The organism is Rhizobium leucaenae USDA 9039 (genome assembly GCF_000426285.1).
In the GTDB taxonomy this organism is placed as follows: domain Bacteria; phylum Pseudomonadota; class Alphaproteobacteria; order Rhizobiales; family Rhizobiaceae; genus Rhizobium; species Rhizobium leucaenae.
The window spans coordinates 340,555-360,268 of the sequence record NZ_AUFB01000003.1 but is presented as its reverse complement, the minus strand read 5'-3'; the positions used below and the strand labels follow the sequence as shown (position 1 = coordinate 360,268).

Sequence of the window (19,714 nt, the reverse complement as noted above, 5' to 3'; positions counted from 1 at the left end):
AAGCCATACGGGATTACCAGTATCGAGGGACAGCGATGCCGCATGACACGCCTCTGATTTCGACCATCGTCATGGGCCTTGTGCTGGCATTCATCTTCGGGGCTATTGCCAACCGCTTCAAACTGCCGCCGCTCGTCGGCTATCTGATTGCGGGCGTGCTTGCAGGCCCGCATACGCCGGGCTTTGTTGCCGACCAGAGCCTTGCGCCGGAACTCGCCGAAATCGGCGTCATCCTGTTGATGTTCGGGGTCGGGCTACATTTTTCGCTGAAGGACCTGCTGTCGGTCCGCGGCATCGCCGTTCCCGGCGCGATCGTCCAGATCAGCTTCGCCACCCTGCTCGGCTGGGGGCTTGGCGCACTGATGGGCTGGCCGCTCGGCGGGAGCCTCGTCTTCGGCCTCGCGCTCTCCGTCGCCTCGACGGTCGTTCTCTTGAAGGCCTTACAGGAGCGGCGGCTGATCGAGAGCGAACGCGGCAAAATCGCGGTCGGCTGGCTGATCGTCGAGGATTTGGCCATGGTGCTAGCCCTCGTGCTCATCCCGGCTGCCGCCAGCATCTCCGCCAACGGCCACGGCGCGGCCGAGCCGCTATCGGCTGGCCTCAACCGGCTGCTTGGCCTCGATCTCGGACTCACCGGGATCATCGGCATGACGCTGCTGAAGGTCGCGGCCTTCGTCGGGCTGATGCTGGTCTTCGGCCGGCGGATCATTCCCTGGATCCTGCATCGCATCGCCCATACCGGCTCGCGTGAACTCTTCCGCCTCGGTGTCCTCGCCATTGCGCTCGGCGTTGCATTCGGGGCTGCGAAACTCTTCGGCGTCTCGCTGGCGCTCGGCGCCTTCTTCGCCGGCATGATCCTGTCGGAAAGCGAGCTCAGCCACCGGGCGGCGCAGGAAAGCCTGCCGCTGCGCGATGCCTTCGCCGTGTTGTTCTTCGTCTCGGTCGGCATGCTGTTCGATCCGAACATCCTCATCGACAACCCGCTGCCGCTGCTGGCGACGGTGTTCATCATCGTCATCGGCAAGTCCGTCGCCGCCTTTTTCATCGTGCTCGCCTTTCGAAAGCCGATGAGCACGGCCCTGACCATCTCCGCCAGCCTGGCGCAGATCGGCGAATTCTCCTTCATCCTCGCAGGTCTCGGTTTCGATCTCGGCCTGCTGCCGGGCGAAGGCCGCGATCTGATCCTTGGCGGGGCGATCATTTCGATCATTCTCAACCCGCTTGTCTTCATTGCTTGCGACTGGTTGCGGAAGACGCAGGAAACCAGACCGCAGGGCGAGATGACGGAAGGCATCGAACCGGCCGCGCAGGCAGAGCCGACGGAGGGCGAAGCCTTACCTGCCCCCGCCAATCGGCCAGCGGCCCATGATGTCGATGAGGAGTTGCACGCCGTTACACTGACGGACCACGCGGTGCTGATCGGCTATGGCCGCGTCGGCAGCATCGTCGGGGAGAAGCTCAAATCTTCCGGTACACCCTTCGTGGTCATCGAAGATTCCGACAAGCGAATCGGCGATCTCATGAGTGAGGGAATCGAGGCGATCTACGGCAATGCCGCCTCCGCCGAGGTTCTGGCCTATGCCAATATTTCCGGCGCCCGCAGCCTGGTCATTGCCATTCCGAATACCTTTGAGGCGTGCAGCGCCGCCGAGCAGGCGCGCGCCGTCAATCCATCGATCCTGATCGTCGCCCGCGCTCATTCCGATGCCGAGGTCGACGTGCTCAAGCAATATGGCGCCGATACGGTGATCATGGGAGAGCGGGAAATTGCGCTGGGGATGGTTGACCGACTGGCGCAAGTGCATCATGACAGGCCGCACTATGAAGACGCGCAGCGTCCTGATATCATGATTGAACCGCCGGAATCCGCTCCGGCAACGGAATGAAGGCCCTTTTAACCGTTGAACCCGTTCGAATTCGGCGCTGCCGATAGCGAAGAGAACGATAGCAGGATGACACGCCGCGCCGGAGCGCGCGTGATTGCCTCATTGTTCGTCGCCTTCTTCGCCTATCTCGGACTGGCGCTTGGCGGCGGCATCAATCTTGCCGCGCGGGCCGATGCGGAAGCCTTCTCCTCCGGCAAGGACACCCAACCGCTCTATCTCGCCCTGCGCGATCCGGTGCGTGGGACTGTCGTCGCCGATCGAACGGTCACGCCGAAAGCCACCTGGCATGATATCGGACCGGCAACGCTTTCGACCCTTCCGTCGCTCGGACTCCTGAGCAATCCGGGACAGCCGCGCACCCGCGGCGAACTCGCGCGGCATGAATCGCTTGCTTTCCGCGCCTATCTTGCCCGCGCTCCGCCAACCACTTTCATCTAACCGGTTCGCGCGCCTGACGGCGCATCTTCGACATGACCTCACATTCGCCAGCGGCAGGCTCCGCTGGTATCAGTGTATTCAAGGATAATACTCATGCGCACCTCACCATGGCTGGTGGTCACCTATACGGTGATCATCGTGCTTGGCCTTTTCATCGCCCTGCCGAACGTGCTGCCGCAGTCGGTCTTAAGCAAAATGCCGTCTTGGCTGCCGCACAGCCAGGTTTCCCTCGGCCTCGACCTTCGTGGCGGCTCCTATCTCGTCCTCGAAGTCGACGAGAAGGACCTGACCAACGGCAGGCTGCAATCGCTGCTGCAAGATTCGCGCCGTGTCCTACGTGACAAGAACATCCTGACCCGTTCGATCGTCCGCAATGGTGACCAGATCGTCGTGACGCTGACCGATCCGGCGCAGAGCAACGATGCGGTGACGCAGCTCAAAACTCTTGCCAACACGATCTCTTCCGGCCTTTCCGCCGGCCAGTCCGATCTGACGATCACGCCGAACGGCAGCGCGATTGCCATGTCCTTCTCGCCAGCCGGCATCGCCGCCAACGTCGATTCCGCCGTCCAGCAGAGCCTGGAAGTCATCCGCAAGCGCGTCGACCAGGTGGGCGTCGCCGAACCGACCATCCAGCGCGTCGGCCCCAATCGTGTTCTCGTACAGCTTCCGGGCGCACAGGATCCGTCGCGCCTGCGCGAACTGCTCGGCTCGACCGCGAAGATGTCCTTCCATCTGCTCGCCGAGAATGTCGATCCGAAGAATCCCGGCCCCGGTGTTTCCATCCTGAAGGATGATCAGGGCAACAGCTATCCGGTTCTCGATCGCATCGAGCTTGCCGGCGACCGTCTTACCGACGCCCGCGTCAGCTTCGATCCGAATACGCATGAGCCGCTCGTCACCTTCCGCTTCGACAGCGCCGGTGCCAACCGCTTCGCAGAGATCACCCGCGAGAATGTCGGCAAACCTTTCGCCATCGTTCTCGACAACAAGGTGCTGAGCGCGCCGAATATTCGCGAGCCGATCACCGGCGGTTCAGGTCAGATCTCGGGCAACTTCACTGCCGACAGCGCGACGACGCTTGCAGCCCTGCTGCGCGCCGGCGCCCTGCCGGCCAAGCTGACGGTCATCGAAGAACGCACGGTCGGCGCCGATCTCGGTGCAGACGCGATCCAGAAGGGTATCTATAGCGGCCTAGTCGGCTTCGTCTTGGTTGCCGCCTTCATCTTCGTGCTCTACGGCGCTTGGGGGATTCTCGCGAATTTCGCACTGCTCGTCCACACGATCCTGACATTCTCAGCCCTGACGCTTGTCGGCGCCACGCTGACGCTGCCCGGCATCGCCGGTGTCGTCCTTGGTATCGGCCTTGCTGTTGACGCCAACGTTCTCATCAACGAGCGCATCCGCGAAGAAACCCGCAAGGGCCGCGGCGCCTTCGCCGCCATCGATAACGGCTTCAAGAAGGCTTATTCGACGATTATCGACGGCAACATGACGGCCCTGATCGCCGCCGCCATCCTGTTCTACTTCGGCTCCGGCCCGGTTCGTGGCTTTGCCGTGACCATGGGTCTCGGCCTCATCATCTCGATGTTCACCTCCGTCGCCTTCGTGCGCGTCGTGATGATCGCTATCACCCGTCGCCGCAAGCTGAAGGTGCTTAACATCAGGCCGCTGATCCCCTTCAGCCCCTATGACAAGCACATCCAGTTCATGAAGGCCCGTTTCTTTGGCGTCACCGTCTCGGCGATCCTGTCGATCGCCTCGGTGGTCCTGTTCATCCATCCGGGTCTCAACTACGGCGTCGATTTCCGCGGCGGCATCCAGATGTCGGTCAAGACCAAGGACGCGGCCGATTTGTCTACGTTCCGCGCGGGCCTGAACACACTCGGCCTCGGCGAAATCGCACTGCAGTCCTTCGGTGACAACAGCAGCCTCCTTGTCCGCGCCCAGCGCCAGGACGGCGGTGAAGAGGCGCAGACAGCCGCAGTCACCAAGCTCAAGGCAGAAATCATCAAGATCGACCCAACCGCAACCATCGAAGGTACGGATGTCATCGGTCCGAAGGTTTCGGGCGAGCTTGCCTGGGCCGGCATCCTGTCGGTCGTGATCGCCAGCCTGGCGATGCTCGTCTACATCTGGGTGCGGTTCGAATGGCCGTTTGCGGTCGGCGCCATCGTCACTCTGGTACTCGACGTCACTAAGGCGATTGGCTTCTTCGCGATCACCGGCCTCGATTTCAACCTGACGGCTATCGCCGCTATCCTCACGCTGGTCGGTTACTCGGTGAACGACAAGGTCGTGGTCTATGACCGTATGCGTGAAAACATGCGGCTCTACAAGTCGATGCCGCTGCGCGACATCATCGACAAGTCGATCAACGAGACCCTGGCACGAAGCCTCTATACCAACGCCACCGCCTTCCTGGCGCTGGTGCCGATGGCGATCTGGGGCGGCAGCGCCGTCTCCAGCTTCGCGATCCCCATGGTGTTCGGCATACTCGTCGCTGGCGCCTCGTCGGTCTTCATCGCCGCTCCGATCCTGCTCTTCCTCGGCGATTGGCGCCGCCGCCATGCCAAGACTGTCGCCAATGATGAGAAGCCTGGCGACGACAAGTCCGGCAAGGACAACAAGCAAATCCCCGCCGCCGAATAAGCGGCGAAGACTACTGAAAGAGGACATGCCCGGCTTCCGGGCATGTCCTCCAACGTCCGGATCAAACGGACGGCATATGCAGCGGCAGCCCTGGACGCGGTGCTGCTATTCTCTCCAAAACACCGTTTTCCTGCTCCGTAATCAACGCATATTTGCCATCGAGGGTGAAAGCGATATTGCCCGGCCGCGCGCCATTGGTGCGGATACGGCCCGTGATCTTTCCGCCGGGATCGACCAGGCAGATCTCGCCTTGTCCGTAGATTGCGCAATAAAGCATGCCATTGCGATCGAAGGCCATGCCGGCCGGCCCGCGCAACGCCTTTACGGCAGGCGTCTGCATAACCTGCGCAAACAGTTCCTGCCGCCCGCCGACGATCTGGCGATGGATTTTCCCGGTCAGCGTCTCGCTATAATAAAGCAATCCGTCCGGCCCGAACGCGATGCCATTGGCATAGAGCAAGCCGGTCGCCAGCACGCGCAGCACCCGGCCTTCCGCCGGATCGATCTGGTAGACACGACCGTTATACGGCACCTGGAAAAAATCGGGATTGATGTCGGCGCCATCGAGCAGATCGGAGATGCGGACGCCGGAATCGGTCATGTAAAGCAGGCCATCCGGGCCAAAGGCAAGATCGTTCGGAGACAGAAACGGGCCGTCCTTGCCGCCTTCGATCACCTGTAAGGTGCGGCCTTCCGGAGAGACCCGAACAAGGGAGTTTTCCGGACCGCCCGCCACCCAGAAACAATGATCGCCATCGACCGCGAGCCCGGTCGGACGGCCGCCGGGCCGGCAGATTTCACGGCGAGCACCGGCCGCAATCATCGTCAGGCAACGGCGGCTCTCATCGGTCTCCACAAGGGCGATGCGTCCATCCATCAGGGCTACCGGCCCCTCAGGCTGGCGCAATCCGGTGGCGATCGTCTCGTTCATGGTCGGGAACCCTCACCCAGCGCGCCGATACCCCAAAATCATGAGTCATAATGGTAAATAAGTACCCCAACGGCATTTTACGAGCCGACGCTCGTTAAATCTGAACCAAATTCATGACGGCAGGGTCACATCTTTGTGCAGATTCGGCCGAGCTTGACAGTTTCAGCCAATTGGGAACATTCATCGAACATTCGGATATTATTGCGAACATGATTCGTCGGAGATTCCGCGTTCGCGCGCCTGTCGTCCGAAGCCTTAGGAGAGCCCATGACCGCTGCCTATCTGGAAAAGCTGAACCCGGAGCAGCGCCTGGCGGTGGAGCACGGCACGACGATCGCAGGCAGCCATATCGCCGGGCCGCTGCTGGTGATTGCCGGTGCGGGCTCCGGCAAGACCAATACGCTGGCCCATCGCGTCGCGCATCTCATCGTCAAAGGCGCCGATCCCCGCCGCATCCTGCTGATGACTTTTTCCCGCCGGGCGGCGGCCGAAATGGGCCGCCGCGTCGAGCGCATCTGTCGCGATGTGCTTGGCGCCAATGCCGGCATCATGGCCGACGCGCTGGCCTGGACCGGTACGTTTCATGGCATCGGCGCGCGGCTGCTGCGCGACTATGCCGAACAGATCGGCCTCGATCCGGCCTTCACGATCCATGACCGCGAAGACAGCGCCGACCTGATGAACCTCGTGCGCCATGAGCTCGGCTTCTCCAAGCAGGAAAACCGCTTTCCGACCAAGGCGACCTGCCTCTCGATCTATTCGCGCGCCGTCAATTCGGAAGCGCCTCTCGAAGAGATACTGCGCGATTTCTTCCCCTGGTGCGCCGCCTGGGACACGCAGTTGCGCGACCTCTTCGCGGCCTATGTCGAGGCCAAGCAGGTGCAGAATGTGCTCGATTACGATGATTTGCTGCTCTATTGGGCGCATATGCTGCACGAGCCGCTGATTGCCGAAGATATCGGCGGCCGCTTCGACCATGTGCTGGTCGACGAATATCAGGATACCAACCGGCTGCAGTCGTCGATCCTAATGGCGTTGAAGCCTGACGGTCAGGGGCTGACCGTCGTCGGCGACGATGCGCAGTCGATCTATTCCTTTCGCGCGGCTACCGTCCGCAACATCCTCGACTTCCCGGCCTCGTTTAGCCCCGCCGCCAACATCGTCACGCTCGACCGCAACTACCGCTCGACGCAGCCGATCCTGGCCGCCGCCAACGCGGTGATCGATCTTGCTTCCGAGCGTTTCACCAAAAACCTGCGCACCGAACGTCAGAGCGCCGAGCGCCCGCGGCTGGTCACCGTGCGCGACGAAAGCGATCAGGCGCGTTATATCGCCGATCAGATACTGGAAAATCGGGAGAGTGGTGCGACGCTCAAGCAGCAGGCCGTACTTTTCCGCGCCTCGCACCATAGCGGACCATTGGAAGTCGAACTTACCCGCCGCAACATCCCCTTCGTTAAATTCGGCGGACTGAAATTTCTCGACAGCGCCCATGTCAAGGACATGCTCGCCGCTTTGCGCTTTGCGCAGAATCCGCGTGATCGCGTTGCGGGCTTCCGGTTGATGCAGCTTTTGCCGGGCGTCGGGCCTTCGACCGCCCAGCGCGTGCTCGACCATATCGGGGAACAGGCCAGTCCGATGGCCGCTCTCGCCGATTTTCCGGCACCGCCGCGCTCGGGCGAGGACTGGACGGCTTTCGTTGCGACCATGCAGGAGCTGAAGAGCGGCAAGGCCGGATGGCCGGCGGAAATCGGTCTGGTGCGACAGTGGTACGAACCGCATCTGGAGCGGGCGCACGAGGACGCAGCAACGCGCCAGGCAGACTTGATCCAGCTTGAACAGATCGCCGGCGGCTATGGCTCGCGGGAGCGCTTCCTGACCGAACTGACGCTCGATCCCCCCGATGCCACCAGCGATCAAGCGGGCGTGCCGCTGCTCGACGAGGACTATCTCATCCTCTCGACCATCCATTCCGCCAAGGGGCAGGAATGGACGAAGGTGTTCGTCCTCAATGCCGTCGACGGCTGCATTCCGGCAGATCTCGCGGTCGGCTCTTCCTCCGAGATCGAGGAGGAACGACGGCTGCTCTATGTCGCCATGACACGGGCGAAAGACAATCTCGATCTCGTCATCCCGCAACGGTTCTTCGTGCATGGTCAGCATGCACAGGGCGACAAGCACGTCTTTGCCTCGCGCACGCGCTTCATCCCGGCGACATTGCTGCAATTTTTCGAAGTCTGCGGCTGGCCACAGGCAAGAGCTGAAAGCGCCGCCGCCATTAGGGCGCGGCAGGTAAGAGTCGATGTGGGCGCGCGCATGCGCGGCATGTGGCGGTAATAGACTCACTCCGCCTCGCGAAACATCTCAATAATCGCCGAAAAATCGCGGCCGCCATTGCCGAGCTTTTCGAAGAGTGCGTAAAGCTGCGCCGCCTCGGCACCCAGAGGCGTCGATGCGCCGCTCGACAAAGCCGCCTCCTGTGACAGGCGCAGATCCTTCAGCATCAGGGCTGCCGAGAAGCCGGGCTTGTAGTCGGTGTTAGCCGGCGAAGTCGGCACCGGCCCAGGCACCGGGCAATAGGTGTTGATCGACCAGCACTGGCCGGACGACGTGGAAGCCACATCAAAGAGAGCCTGGTGCGATAGGCCGAGCTTTTCGCCAAGTACGAAGGCCTCGCAGACGCCGATCATGGAAATGCCGAGGATCATGTTGTTGCAGATCTTTGCCGCCTGCCCCGCACCCGCATCGCCGCAATGGACGATCTTCCGGCCCATCACTTCCAGCAGGGGTTTGGCGCCTGCGAAACTCTCCGTCGAGCCGCCGGCCATGAAGGTGAGCGTTCCGGCCGCAGCGCCCCCGGTGCCGCCGGAGACCGGCGCATCCAGTGACAGGCAGCCGACATCGCCAGCCATGGCATGGGCTTTGCGGGCACTGTCGACATCGATGGTCGAACTGTCGATCAGCAAAGTACCCTTCGGCACGGAGCGCAGGATATCGGTCCAGACCGTCAACACATGCTGCCCTTTCGGCAACATGGTGACGACGGCTTCGGCATCGGCGAGCGCCTCGGTCAGCACGTTTGCGGCCTTGACGCCCGTCGCCTCGGCGGCCTTCAGCATATCATGGGAGAGATCGAAGCCCACGACGTCGTGGCCGGCCTTGACCAGATTGGCGGCCATGGGACCACCCATATTGCCGAGCCCGATGAATGCGATCCGTGTCATGATGCTTTCCTCCCATTCTCTTTACATCGCGAAAAGTGGCGGTTGCGCCGGCACGAAGAAGCGATCGATGGCGGCATCTTCGACCTCGGCAAGGCTTGCCGGCGACCATTTCGGATTGCGATCCTTGTCGATGACGGCAGCGCGGACGCCTTCGTAAAAGTCGGGATTATACAATATCCGCAGGCAGGCGCCGAGTTCACGATCCAGGCATTCGGCAAGGCTCGCACTGTTGCGCCCGGCGCGCAGCAGCCGCAACGTCAGTTTCAGGCTGGTCGGAGAGCGCGTGCCGATGATCTGCCGGGTCTCGGCGGCGAAATCGCCCGCCTCTCGCGCCAGAGCCTCCTGAATGTCCTCGACGGTGTCATATGCCAAAGCCCGATCGATCATATTGCGGTGGACGGTCAGGCGGCTTTCGCCGGCGGAAATCGCCATGCCCGCAATCACCCCATGCACATCGGCCGGCGATGCAGCGGCGGGGAGCGCGCCGATCGCCTCGATCAATGCGGAGAGATCGGAAGACGCAACGCAATGATCGGCCAGCCGCGCTTGGATCGCGTCAGCGGCATGGATGGCAAGGCCGGTCAGTCCCATCCATGTGCCGGCTTCGCCGGGCGCCCGCGGCAAAAGCCAGGTGGCGCCGACATCGGGAAAATAGCCGATGCCGGTTTCCGGCATGGCGAGCCGGGTGCGTTCGGTGGCGACGCGATGGCTGCCATGCGAGGACAGCCCGACGCCGCCGCCCATGGTGATGCCGTCCATCAGCGCCACATAGGGTTTGGGATAGCGGGCGATGGCGTGGTTCAGGCGGAATTCCTCGCGCCAGAAGGTCTCGGCGTCTGGAGAGCCTCGTTTGCCACTCTCATGTAGCAGGCGGATATCGCCGCCGGCGCAGAAGGCGCGGTCGCCCTCTCCCCTGACGATGACGCTGGCGACGGACGGATCGGCCGCAAAATCAGCAAGCGCCGCTTCAATCGCCCGGATCATCGGCAGCGTCAGGCTGTTCAGCGCCTGCGGCCGATTGAGGCGGATGAGCCCCGCCGATCCCTGCCGGCCGATGATGACCTCGTCTATGCTGTGCATTCGAAAACTCCCTATCCTGCCTCCATCCCCATCAATAGGCGCTCAGCGGTTGTCGGCAAGGATCATCTCCGCCGCTTTTTCCGCAATCATGATGGTCGGCGAGTTGGTGTTGCCCGAGGTGATCGACGGCATGACGGACGCGTCGGCGATCCGAAGTCTTGCCAACGCCCGAAACCGCAGGCGCGGATCGACCACGCTTTGCGGATCGCCTCCCATGCGGCAGGTGCCGACCGGATGAAAGATCGTCGTGCCGATATCGCCGGCGGCGCGCTCGAGGTCAGCGTCGGTCTGATAGGACGGGCCGGGCTTGAATTCTTCTGGTTTGAACTTGGCGAAAGACGGCTGCTCCACGATCCGCCGCGTCAGCCGGATGGAACGCACGGCAATTTCGCGGTCGCGCGATGCCGAGAGATAGTTTGGACTGATCACCGGCTGAGCGGTGAATTCGGGGCTCTGGATATGTACCGAGCCGCGACTTTCCGGCCTCAGATTGCAGACGCTGGCGGTGATCGCCGGAAAGGAATGGACGGGATCGCCGAACTTATCGAGCGAGACCGGCTGCACGTGATATTGCAGGTCCGGCGTTTCCTTGTCGGGGCCGGAGCGGGTGAAGATGCCGAGCTGGCTCGGCGCCATCGCCATTGGTCCGGAGCGGCGCATAAGATATTCCAGGCCGATGGCTGCTTTGCCGAAGAACTTCGTCGCCTTCTCGTTCAAGGTCGGCACGCCAGTCACCTTATAGGCCATGCGCAGTTGCAGGTGATCCTGGAGGTTTTCGCCGATCGCCTTGACCTCCCGCACCACCTCGATGCCGGCCTGGCTCAAGACCTCGCCGCGACCGAGCCCGGACAGTTCGAGAATCTGCGGCGAGCCGATCGCGCCCGCAGAAAGCACCGTCTCCTTGTCAGCATAGGCGCGTTTGGTGATGCCGTCATGCTGGAACTCGACACCGGTCACGGCATCGTCCTCGATCAGCAGGCTGCGGACCTGCGCCTTGGTAAGAACTGTGAGATTGCCCTGTTTCAGTGCCGGCCGCAGGAAGGCCTTGGCGGTGTTCCAGCGGATGCCGGCGCGCTGGTTGACGTCGAAATAGCCGGAACCCTCATTGTTGCCACGATTGAAATCCGCGGTTTCGGGAATGCCGGCTTCGCGTGCGGCCGCCTGGAAGGCATCGAGGACATCCCAGCGCACGCGAGCCTTCTCGACCCGCCATTCGCCGCCGGCGCCGTGCATCTCGTCCTTGCCCCTATAATGGTCTTCGGATTTGACGAAATAGGGCAGCACATCGTCCCAGCCCCAGCCAGTGCAGCCGAGCTGCCGCCAGAGATCGTAATCCCGTGCCTGGCCGCGCATATAGATCATGCCGTTGATCGAAGAGCAGCCACCAAGCACCTTGCCGCGAGGATAATTCAGCGAGCGGCCGTTTAACCCGACTTCCGGCGCGGTGGTGAAGCACCAGTCCGTGCGGGGATTGTTGATGCAATAGAGATAACCGACCGGGATGTGGATCCAGTGGTAATTGTCGCTACCGCCCGCCTCCAAAAGCAGGACCCTGTTGTTGCGATCCGCCGACAGCCGGTTGGCAAGCACACAGCCGGCACTGCCGGCGCCGATGATGATGTAGTCGAAGCGGTCCATCTGCATGCCCCCTCACCCTAACCCTCTCCCCGAGGGGAGAGGGGACTATTTCGGCATTTGCGGCGCCCACCAATCCACCGAATTTCAGAAACAATTCCCCCTCTCCCCTCCGAGAGAGGGCTGGGGTGAGGGGGTGCATACCAAAAATGCATGGGCCTAATTTTTACCGCCGATACTCGAATCCAAGCTTCCGCCCCAGCCGCGAAGCGTAGAACTCGCCGATAATACCGCGGCGGAAGAGCAGCACGCAGACCATGAAGACGATGCCGGTGATAACGGTGACCGGAAATTCCGACGTCGCGAGGTAGTTTTCCAGCGTTGCCACGAAGCCGGCACCGAAAAGCGGGCCGATCAACGTGCCAATGCCGCCGAGCAAGGTCATCAGGATCACCTCGCCCGACATCTGCCAGGCGACATCCGTCAGCGTCGCGAACTGGAAAACCAGCGCCTTGACCGCACCCGCAAGCCCGGCAAGTGCCGCCGACATCACGAAGGCGCCGAGTTTGTAATGCGCTACGGAATAGCCGAGCGAAATCGCCCGCTGCTCGTTTTCCCGGATCGACTTCAGGATCATGCCGAAGGGTGAATTGATGAAGCGCCAGATGATCAGCACGCCGATGATGAACACCGCTAGCACGAAATAATACATGTTGAACGAATTATTCAGGTCGATGACGCCGAAGAGATAGCCGCGCGGCACCGACTGAATGCCGTCTTCGCCCTGGGTGAACTTCGCCTGCAGGCAGAAGAAATAGAACATGTAGGACAGCGCCAGGGTGATCATGGCGAAATAGATGCCCTGCCGGCGGATGGCGACGAAGCCCATGATCAGGCCGAGTAGCGCAGCGCCGGCAACGCCGATCAGAATGCCGAGTTCCGGCGGCACCCCCCAGGCCTTCACGCTATATGCCGTGAAATAGGCCGCGCCGCCGAAGAAGGTGGCGTGGCCGAAGGACAGAAGGCCGGTATAGCCGAGCAGCAGGTTGAAGGCACAGGCGAACAGCGCGAAGCAGAGCACCTTCATGACGAAGATGGGGTAGATGAAAAACGGTGCCCAGATCAGCAGGACCAGGCCGGCGATCAGGAAGCCCTTCTGCACGGACGAGGGGCGGCGGCTTTCGGATTTCAGCGTATCGGTCATATCAGCCATGTCACGCATCCCGGCCAAAGAGGCCTGCGGGCCTGAGGAGCAGCACGATCGCCATGATCACGAAGATGACGATGTTGGATGCTTCCGGATAGAAAACCTTCGTCAGGCCTTCTGCTACACCAAGCACATAGCCAGTAATGATGGCGCCCATGATCGAGCCCATGCCGCCGACGACGACCACCGCGAAGACGATGATGATCATGTTCGATCCCATCAGCGGCGAGACCTGGTAGATCGGGGCGGCCAGCACCCCGGCAAGGGCGGCGAGCGCGACGCCGAAGGCATAGGTCAGCGTCAGAAGCACCGGTACGTTAACGCCGAAAACCTGTACCAGAACCGAATTTTCCGTTGCCGCACGCAGATAGGCACCGAGCTTGGTCTTTTCGATCAGCAGCCAGGTGCCGATGCAGACGATAAGCGACACGACGATCACCCAGCCGCGATAGATCGGCAGGAACATGAAACCGAGATTGACGCCGCCCGCCAGCGCCGTCGGCACGGCATAGGGTTGGCCGGACGAACCGTAGAGATAACGGAACGTGCCTTCGACAGTCAGCGCCATGCCGAAGGTAAAGAGCAGACCATAGAGCGGATCGACCTTGTAGAGCCGGCGCAGGCACAGGCGCTCGACGATCGCGCCGAACAGGCCGACGATCAACGGCGCCAGCACCAGCGACGGCCAGTAACCGATGCCGGCATAGGCGAGCAGCAGATAGGCGGTGAAGGCGCCAAGCATATAAAGCGCACCATGGGCGAAATTGATCACCCGTAGCATGCCGAAGATGATCGCCAGTCCGAGGCTTAGCAGCGCATAGAAGGAACCGTTGATCAGCCCGATCAGCAATTGTCCGAGAAGCGCCTGCAATGGGATGTCGAATATCATGGTCATGGCATCAGACCCCCAGAACCTTGTGCAGCATGCCCATCCGCTCCGGCAATTCGCCGACCGGAAATTCGGAGACCATCTGGCCATGATCCATCAGATAGAAACGATCGGCAATGCGGCTGGCGAAGCGGAAATTCTGCTCGACTAGCAGAATGGTCATGCCGCGCTCCTTCAGTTTCTTCAACACCTCGCCGATGCGCTGGACGATGACGGGGGCCAGTCCCTCGGTCGGCTCGTCGAGCAGCAGCATTCGCACGCCGGTGCGCAGAATGCGCGCCATGGCGAGCATTTGCTGCTCGCCGCCGGAGAGTTTCGTGCCGGGGCTGTTGCGGCGCTCGTACAGATTGGGAAACAGCTCGAAAATCTCGTCGACCGTCATCCCGCCCTGCGCCACCACCGGCGGCAGCATCAGGTTTTCATGAACGTTGAGCGTCGAGAATATCCCCCGCTCCTCCGGCACGAAACCGATGCCCCTGTGCGCCGTCTTGTGCAGCGGCACCTGCATCATGTCGGCGCCGGCAAAGGCGATCTTGCCCTTGCGCGCCCGGACGATGCCGATGATGGTGCGCAGCGTGGTCGTCTTGCCGACGCCGTTGCGGCCGAGAATGGTGATGGTTTCGCCCTCGCCGACATTCATGTCGACACCATGCAATATGTGGCTTTCGCCATACCAGGCATTGAGACCCTGGACTTCAAGCAGTGCCGCCATGCTCAAGCCTCCTCCGTGCCCATATAGGCCTCGCGGACGCGCGGGTCCTGGCTGACCGTGCTGTAGTCGCCTTCGGCAAGGATTTCGCCGCGCTGCAGCACGGTGACGTGATGGCAGATATCGGCAACGACGGAGAGATTGTGTTCCACCATCAGCACCGCCCGATCGCGCGCCACGTCGCGGATGATGGCGGAGATGGTGTTGACATCCTCCAGCCCCATGCCGGCCATCGGTTCGTCGAGCAGCAGCACCTTGGGATCAAGCGCCAAGGTCGTCGCAATCTCCAGCACCCGCTTGCGACCATAGGAGAGATCGGCGGCGATGGCATCGCGCTCTTTCGCGAGGCCGACCGCCGCCAGCAATTGTTCGGCGCGATCGTCGAGGCTCGCCAGCGCTGAGATCGGCCGCCAGAATTGATGCGCCAGGTTGTTCGGCCGCTGCAGGGCGACACGGACGTTGTCGAGCACGGAGAGGTGTGGAAAGACCGCCGAAATCTGGAACGAGCGCACCAACCCCATGCGCGCCACCTTGTCCGGTTTCGTCCTGGTAATATCGGTGCCGAGCAGCGTGATCGTGCCATGCGTCGGCTGCAAGAACTTGGTCAAGAGATTGAACACGGTCGTCTTGCCGGCGCCGTTCGGGCCGATCAGCGCATGCACGCAGGCATGGCGCACATCGAGATCGACATTCTTGACGGCCGTGAAGCCGCCAAAATCGCGCCGGAGGCCGCGGGCGGATAAAACCACCCGTGGCTCTTCCTGTTTCTCTGTCGCAGAGATCGCCATCGGCTGATCGCAAACTTACTGCTTGACGAGATCGCAGCCGCTCTTGGCCGGATCGATATAGGCTTCCTTGCCGGGAATCGTTGCCAGCACGTTATAATAATCCCATGGCTGCTTGCTCTCCTCCGGCTTCTTGACCTGGAGCAGGTACATGTCGTGGATCATGCGGCCATTGGGGCCGACGGTGCCGCCGCGGCCGAAGACATCGTCAACCGGCATTTCATGCAGTTCCTTGGCGACCGCTTCCGTATCGTCGGTGCCGGCCTTCTGCACGGCCTTCAGATATTGCAGCACGGCGGAATAGGTGCCGGTGTGGATCATGTTCGGCATCTTGCCGGTGCGATCGAAGAAGCGCTTGCCGAACTTGCGGCTTTCGTCGTCGCGGTTCCAATAATAGCCCTCGGTCAGCGTCAGGCCTTGGGCGGCCTGCAGGCCAAGACCATGAACTTCGGCGAGCGTGAAGAGCAGCGCCGCCAGATGCTGGCCGCCCTGGGTGATGCCGAATTCGGACGCCTGCTTGATGGCATTCGAGGTGTCGAGACCGGCATTGGCAAGGCCGATGACCTTGGCGCCGGACGATTGCGCCTGCAGCAGGAAGGACGAGAAGTCATTGGTGGACAGCGGATGACGCACAGAACCCAGGATCTTGCCGCCGTTCGCCTTGACGAAATCACTGGTCTGCTGCTCCAGCGAATAACCGAAGGCGTAATCGGCAGTCAGGAAGAACCAGGTATCGCCGCCCTGCTTGACCAGCGCGCCGCCGGTGCCGACGGCCAGCGCGTGCGTGTCGTAGGCCCAGTGGAAACCATAGGGTGAGCATTGCTTGCCGGTGAGATCGGTCGTCGCCGCGCCGGTGACGATATCGATCTTCTTCTTTTCCTTGGCGATCGCCTGAACCGCCAGCGCCACCGACGAGGTCGTCAGCTCCATGATGGCATCGACCTTGTCGGTGTCATACCATTGGCGAGCGATGTTGGAGGCGATATCAGGCTTGTTCTGATGGTCGGCATCGACGATCTCGATCGGCACGCCCAGCACCTTGCCGCCGAAATCCTCGACGGCCATCTTCGCGGCCTCCACCGAGGACTTGCCGCCGAAGTCGGCATAGACGCCCGACTGGTCATTCAGGATGCCGATCTTCACCACACCGTCGGACGCGCCGGCGGCGAACGCCGAGGTGCCGGTTGCAAGCAGAAGTGCCAGGGATGCAATGAGACTCTTTCGCATATCCTCTCCTCCCAGAGATTTTGGCAAAAATGAATCTGTTCAAAATTGGCCAGCCGTTATCCTCAAAACGACTTTCCTGTCCGTCAAGATCATTGAAATCCTGCGTTGACGCAAGTGAAGTTTACAATTAATTCCAAACAGTGTCTGTTCATTTTTGAACAGAAGGGGACGCATGAAAACCGCGCCGCATTTTACCTGGGATGATCTGCAATTTTTCCTGGCGGTGGCCCGGACCGGTCAGCTTTCGACCGCCGCACGGCAATTGCGGACGAGCCACGCCACCGTCTCGCGCCGAATCGATCGGCTGGAATTTGCCCTGCAGGTCAAGCTCTTCGAGCGCAATCCGCGCGGCTATATGCTGACTGGCATGGGCCAGCGCTTCGTGGATACCGCCGAGCGGATGGAGCAGGAAACCGAGCGGCTGCGGTCTGACCTGACGGCCGGCTCGGCCGCCCAGCGCGGTGTGGTGCGCATCAGCGCGCCGGAAGGTTTTTCCAATTTCTTCTTCACCACCATGCTTTCGGAGTTCACCGCGCGGTATCCGAACATCTCGCTGGAGTTGGTGACCATCCAGCAGATCATGTCGCTATCGCGCAAGGAGGCCGATATCGTCGTCGTGCTCGACCCGCCGAAGGCCGGCCCTTATTTCACCGAAAAGCTGACCGACTATCATCTGCAGGTCTATGGCTCGCGGGATTACCTCGCCAGCCACCCGCCGGTGGAGAGCCGCGATGACCTGCCGGAGCATGCCTTCATCGGCTATATCGAAGACATGATCTTTGCGCCCGGTCTCGATTATCTCGGCGACATCCATCCGCGCATCAGGCCGCAATTCCAGAGTTCCAGCATCTTTGCGCAGTTGACGGCGACCAAGAACGGGCTTGGGCTCTGTGTCCTGCCCTTCTTCATCGCGAACCGGCATCCAGACCTGCAGATAGTGCTGCCCGATGAAGTCGACCTGAAACGCCATTATTGGATCACCTGCCACCGTGACCTCAGGCAATCGCCGCGCGTGCGCACGGTCATCGATTTTCTGGTGGATGCCGTGCATCGCAATGCGCCGGCCTTTCTTGGGCACGCGTCAGCTTAGGCCTTTGCCACATGCCGCGTCTGATGGCCGGTCTCGCTCGCCTCGGCAAAGGCGATGGCGTCATGCAGGCGCAGCGGCCTGGAAAAATGATAGCCCTGCGCCAGCCGTACGCCGAATGCATGCAGCGCCTCGGCGATCTCAGCACTTTCGACGCCTTCGGCGACCGATGCGATGCCGAGATTGCGGCAGAGATTGGCGACGGATCGGGTGATGCTCATGCAGCGGACATCACGGTCGAACTGCATGACAAAGCTTTTGTCGATCTTGATCTTATCGAATTCCAGCCGGTGGATATGGCTGAGGCTGGAAAAGCCCGTGCCGAAATCATCGAGCGCGATGGTAATGCCGGCGGCACGCAGGAGGCTTATGACATCGTAGGCGGTGTCGAAATCCGACAACAATGCCGTCTCGGTGATCTCGAATTCGATACGGCGCGGATCGACCTTGGCGGCATGGATCATGCCGAGCAGGGCCATCGAAGTCTCGTGGTCGCAGATATCGCGGGCCGAGAGGTTGAAGGATATCCGCAGCGGCGGCGGCATGATCGACAATGCCTGCAGCGCCTCGGCAAAGAGAATGCGGGTCATCTTGCCGATCATCGCAGTGCGTTCGGCGGCAGGGATGAAGGCACTGGGGCTGACGCGTCCGAGGCGGGCGCTGTTCCAGCGCGCCAAGGCCTCGAAGCCGACGACATGGCCGTCATCGAGATCGATGATCGGCTGGAATTCCAACGACAATTCCCTGGCGAAATTGTCGCCCTGCAATTCCAGCTCGATCAGGTGTCGTTGCCGAAGGATTTCTTCGAGATCGTGGGAGAAGAACTCGACGCTGCCGCTGCGGCGGCTCTTGACCTGGTAGAGGGCGAAATCCGCCTTTTCGTACAATTGTTCGGCCGTGTGGCCGTCGCCTTCCGGAACGACGATGCCGCAGGAGCCGGAGATGCGAATGGAGCCGCCGGGCACCTCATAGGGTTCGCGTAGCGCGGCACAGAAAGCCTGCCCCATGTCGGAGACGCGATTTCGGTCGAGATCACTTGGAAAAATCACGCCGAATTCATCGCCGCCGAGGCGGGCAATGGTGCCCTCGCCGCCCATCAGCGCCACGAAACGCTCGGCCGTCTGCTTCAACACGAGATCGCCGGCCGCATGGCCAAAGACGTCGTTGACCGGCTTGAAACCGTCGAGGTCGACAAGACCGACGATTGGCGGCTCCTCCGGCCGTTGCTGCAACAGATCCTGCAATTCGCGAAAGAAGCTGCGGCGATTGGCAAGACCGGTCAATTGATCCTGCAGCGCGTTGCGGCTGTTGATGAGGTTCAGCCGTTCGGCTTCCGCCTGCTTGTCCCCAAGTTCCTCCGTCAGCCGCACCAGCCCGGCAAAATTCCGAAAGTAACTGTTGATGACGCGGACGAAGGGGAAAGAGAGGAAGATGACGCTGGTCGCGGTAGCCACGAACACGGAGTTGCCGGAGAACATGAAGGTGACCACCATGAAGGAAAAGGTGATCGCCGTCGTCAGCAAGGCGGCGGCCGGCAGATGCATGAGACAGAAGACGCAGGAGATGCCCGTCACCACAAGGAAATAGGAGATTTGACCCTGCTGATAGGCATTGCCGTATTGATAAAGTCCGACGGCCCAGGTGCCGAAAGCAAGGGTCAGCACCCCGGCTAGCACGACTGTTCGACGCATCACACTGTAGGCTCGATCCGCGCTGACGGGATCCTGGCCGTGCATCTGCCACCAGATGATGCGGAAAACGCAGAGGATGCTCAGGCCGACCGGCACGTAAAGCGCCAGCCACATCGGCGCGGTGTGGATATGGGTGGCGGCCACGGCAAGGGCGTTGATGATCAGAAGAATGTAGAGGACCGGTATCTGTGACGACAGCGCTTTATATTGCGCCAGCAGAAATGTCGGGTCGTCTTTCTGCAGGCGCAAGCCTGAAAGCAAGTTCCTCATGGCGTCCTTCCCCCACCCATCCAAAACCACAAAAAACTTGATTTTCGGTTATTTTTATTGGGA

General features: G+C 61.4%; 15 protein-coding genes. 5 read left to right on the top strand and 10 right to left on the bottom strand.

What is annotated here, in order from left to right; genetic code table 11:
- The first annotated feature begins 35 nt into the window (after nucleotides 1–35).
- From K290_RS0106690 to secD, 3 genes are all read left to right on the top strand, one after another.
- On the top strand, nucleotides 36–1,886 hold the full coding sequence (locus tag K290_RS0106690) for a cation:proton antiporter domain-containing protein (protein ID WP_028751172.1): 1,851 nt from the start codon (nucleotides 36–38) through the stop codon (nucleotides 1,884–1,886).
- A 66-nt stretch (nucleotides 1,887–1,952) separates the two neighbouring features.
- Nucleotides 1,953–2,324 carry a hypothetical protein gene (locus K290_RS0106685; RefSeq protein ID WP_245276488.1) on the top strand — a complete coding sequence of 124 codons (372 nt, stop codon included), beginning with the start codon at nucleotides 1,953–1,955 and terminating at the stop codon, nucleotides 2,322–2,324.
- A 93-nt stretch (nucleotides 2,325–2,417) separates the two neighbouring features.
- Nucleotides 2,418–4,976 carry a protein translocase subunit SecD gene (secD, locus tag K290_RS0106680; RefSeq protein ID WP_028751170.1) on the top strand — a complete coding sequence of 853 codons (2,559 nt, stop codon included), beginning with the start codon at nucleotides 2,418–2,420 and terminating at the stop codon, nucleotides 4,974–4,976.
- Nucleotides 4,977–5,037: 61 nt separating this feature from the next.
- On the opposite strand, the gene K290_RS0106675 is transcribed toward secD, so the two are convergent.
- Nucleotides 5,038–5,907, bottom strand: coding sequence for an SMP-30/gluconolactonase/LRE family protein (locus K290_RS0106675; RefSeq protein WP_028751169.1), 870 nt, complete (start codon nucleotides 5,905–5,907; stop codon nucleotides 5,038–5,040).
- Between the two features lie 267 nt (nucleotides 5,908–6,174).
- Between K290_RS0106675 and K290_RS0106670 the strand changes: the two genes are divergently transcribed.
- Nucleotides 6,175–8,244, top strand: coding sequence for an ATP-dependent helicase (locus K290_RS0106670; RefSeq protein ID WP_028751168.1), 2,070 nt, complete (start codon nucleotides 6,175–6,177; stop codon nucleotides 8,242–8,244).
- A gap of 5 nt (nucleotides 8,245–8,249) precedes the next feature.
- On the opposite strand, the gene mmsB is transcribed toward K290_RS0106670, so the two are convergent.
- The 8 genes from mmsB to K290_RS0106630 all read right to left on the bottom strand — a co-directional run bounded on the left by mmsB (nucleotide 8,250) and on the right by K290_RS0106630 (nucleotide 16,603).
- Nucleotides 8,250–9,131 carry a 3-hydroxyisobutyrate dehydrogenase gene (gene mmsB, locus K290_RS0106665; RefSeq protein ID WP_028751167.1) on the bottom strand — a complete coding sequence of 294 codons (882 nt, stop codon included), beginning with the start codon at nucleotides 9,129–9,131 and terminating at the stop codon, nucleotides 8,250–8,252.
- Nucleotides 9,132–9,152: 21 nt separating this feature from the next.
- The gene (locus K290_RS0106660) at nucleotides 9,153–10,211 is read right to left on the bottom strand and encodes an enoyl-CoA hydratase/isomerase family protein (RefSeq protein WP_028751166.1); all 1,059 of its coding nucleotides are present in this window, start codon (nucleotides 10,209–10,211) and stop codon (nucleotides 9,153–9,155) included.
- Nucleotides 10,212–10,253: 42 nt separating this feature from the next.
- Nucleotides 10,254–11,849: a GMC family oxidoreductase gene (locus K290_RS0106655; RefSeq protein ID WP_028751165.1), complete on the bottom strand. Its 1,596-nt coding sequence runs from the start codon at nucleotides 11,847–11,849 to the stop codon at nucleotides 10,254–10,256.
- A gap of 163 nt (nucleotides 11,850–12,012) precedes the next feature.
- Nucleotides 12,013–12,999, bottom strand: a complete 987-nt coding sequence (locus K290_RS0106650; protein WP_028751164.1) for a branched-chain amino acid ABC transporter permease — start codon at nucleotides 12,997–12,999, stop codon at nucleotides 12,013–12,015.
- A gap of 1 nt (nucleotide 13,000) precedes the next feature.
- Entirely contained in the window at nucleotides 13,001–13,888 is an 888-nt protein-coding gene (locus tag K290_RS0106645) for a branched-chain amino acid ABC transporter permease (RefSeq protein ID WP_028751163.1), read from the bottom strand.
- Nucleotides 13,889–13,892: 4 nt separating this feature from the next.
- Nucleotides 13,893–14,594: an ABC transporter ATP-binding protein gene (locus tag K290_RS0106640; RefSeq protein ID WP_028751162.1), complete on the bottom strand. Its 702-nt coding sequence runs from the start codon at nucleotides 14,592–14,594 to the stop codon at nucleotides 13,893–13,895.
- Between the two features lie 2 nt (nucleotides 14,595–14,596).
- Nucleotides 14,597–15,379, bottom strand: coding sequence for an ABC transporter ATP-binding protein (locus tag K290_RS0106635; protein ID WP_028751161.1), 783 nt, complete (start codon nucleotides 15,377–15,379; stop codon nucleotides 14,597–14,599).
- A 15-nt stretch (nucleotides 15,380–15,394) separates the two neighbouring features.
- A complete protein-coding gene (locus tag K290_RS0106630; protein ID WP_028751160.1) occupies nucleotides 15,395–16,603 on the bottom strand; it encodes an ABC transporter substrate-binding protein in 1,209 nt (402 codons plus the stop codon).
- Nucleotides 16,604–16,775: 172 nt separating this feature from the next.
- Between K290_RS0106630 and K290_RS0106625 the strand changes: the two genes are divergently transcribed.
- Nucleotides 16,776–17,693: a LysR family transcriptional regulator gene (locus K290_RS0106625; protein WP_028751159.1), complete on the top strand. Its 918-nt coding sequence runs from the start codon at nucleotides 16,776–16,778 to the stop codon at nucleotides 17,691–17,693.
- Here the strand turns inward: K290_RS0106625 and K290_RS33875 are convergent.
- On the bottom strand, nucleotides 17,690–19,651 hold the full coding sequence (locus K290_RS33875) for a putative bifunctional diguanylate cyclase/phosphodiesterase (RefSeq protein ID WP_037135035.1): 1,962 nt from the start codon (nucleotides 19,649–19,651) through the stop codon (nucleotides 17,690–17,692). The two genes, K290_RS0106625 and K290_RS33875, sit on opposite strands and share 4 nt — an antisense overlap.
- Between the last annotated feature and the right edge of the window lie 63 nt (nucleotides 19,652–19,714).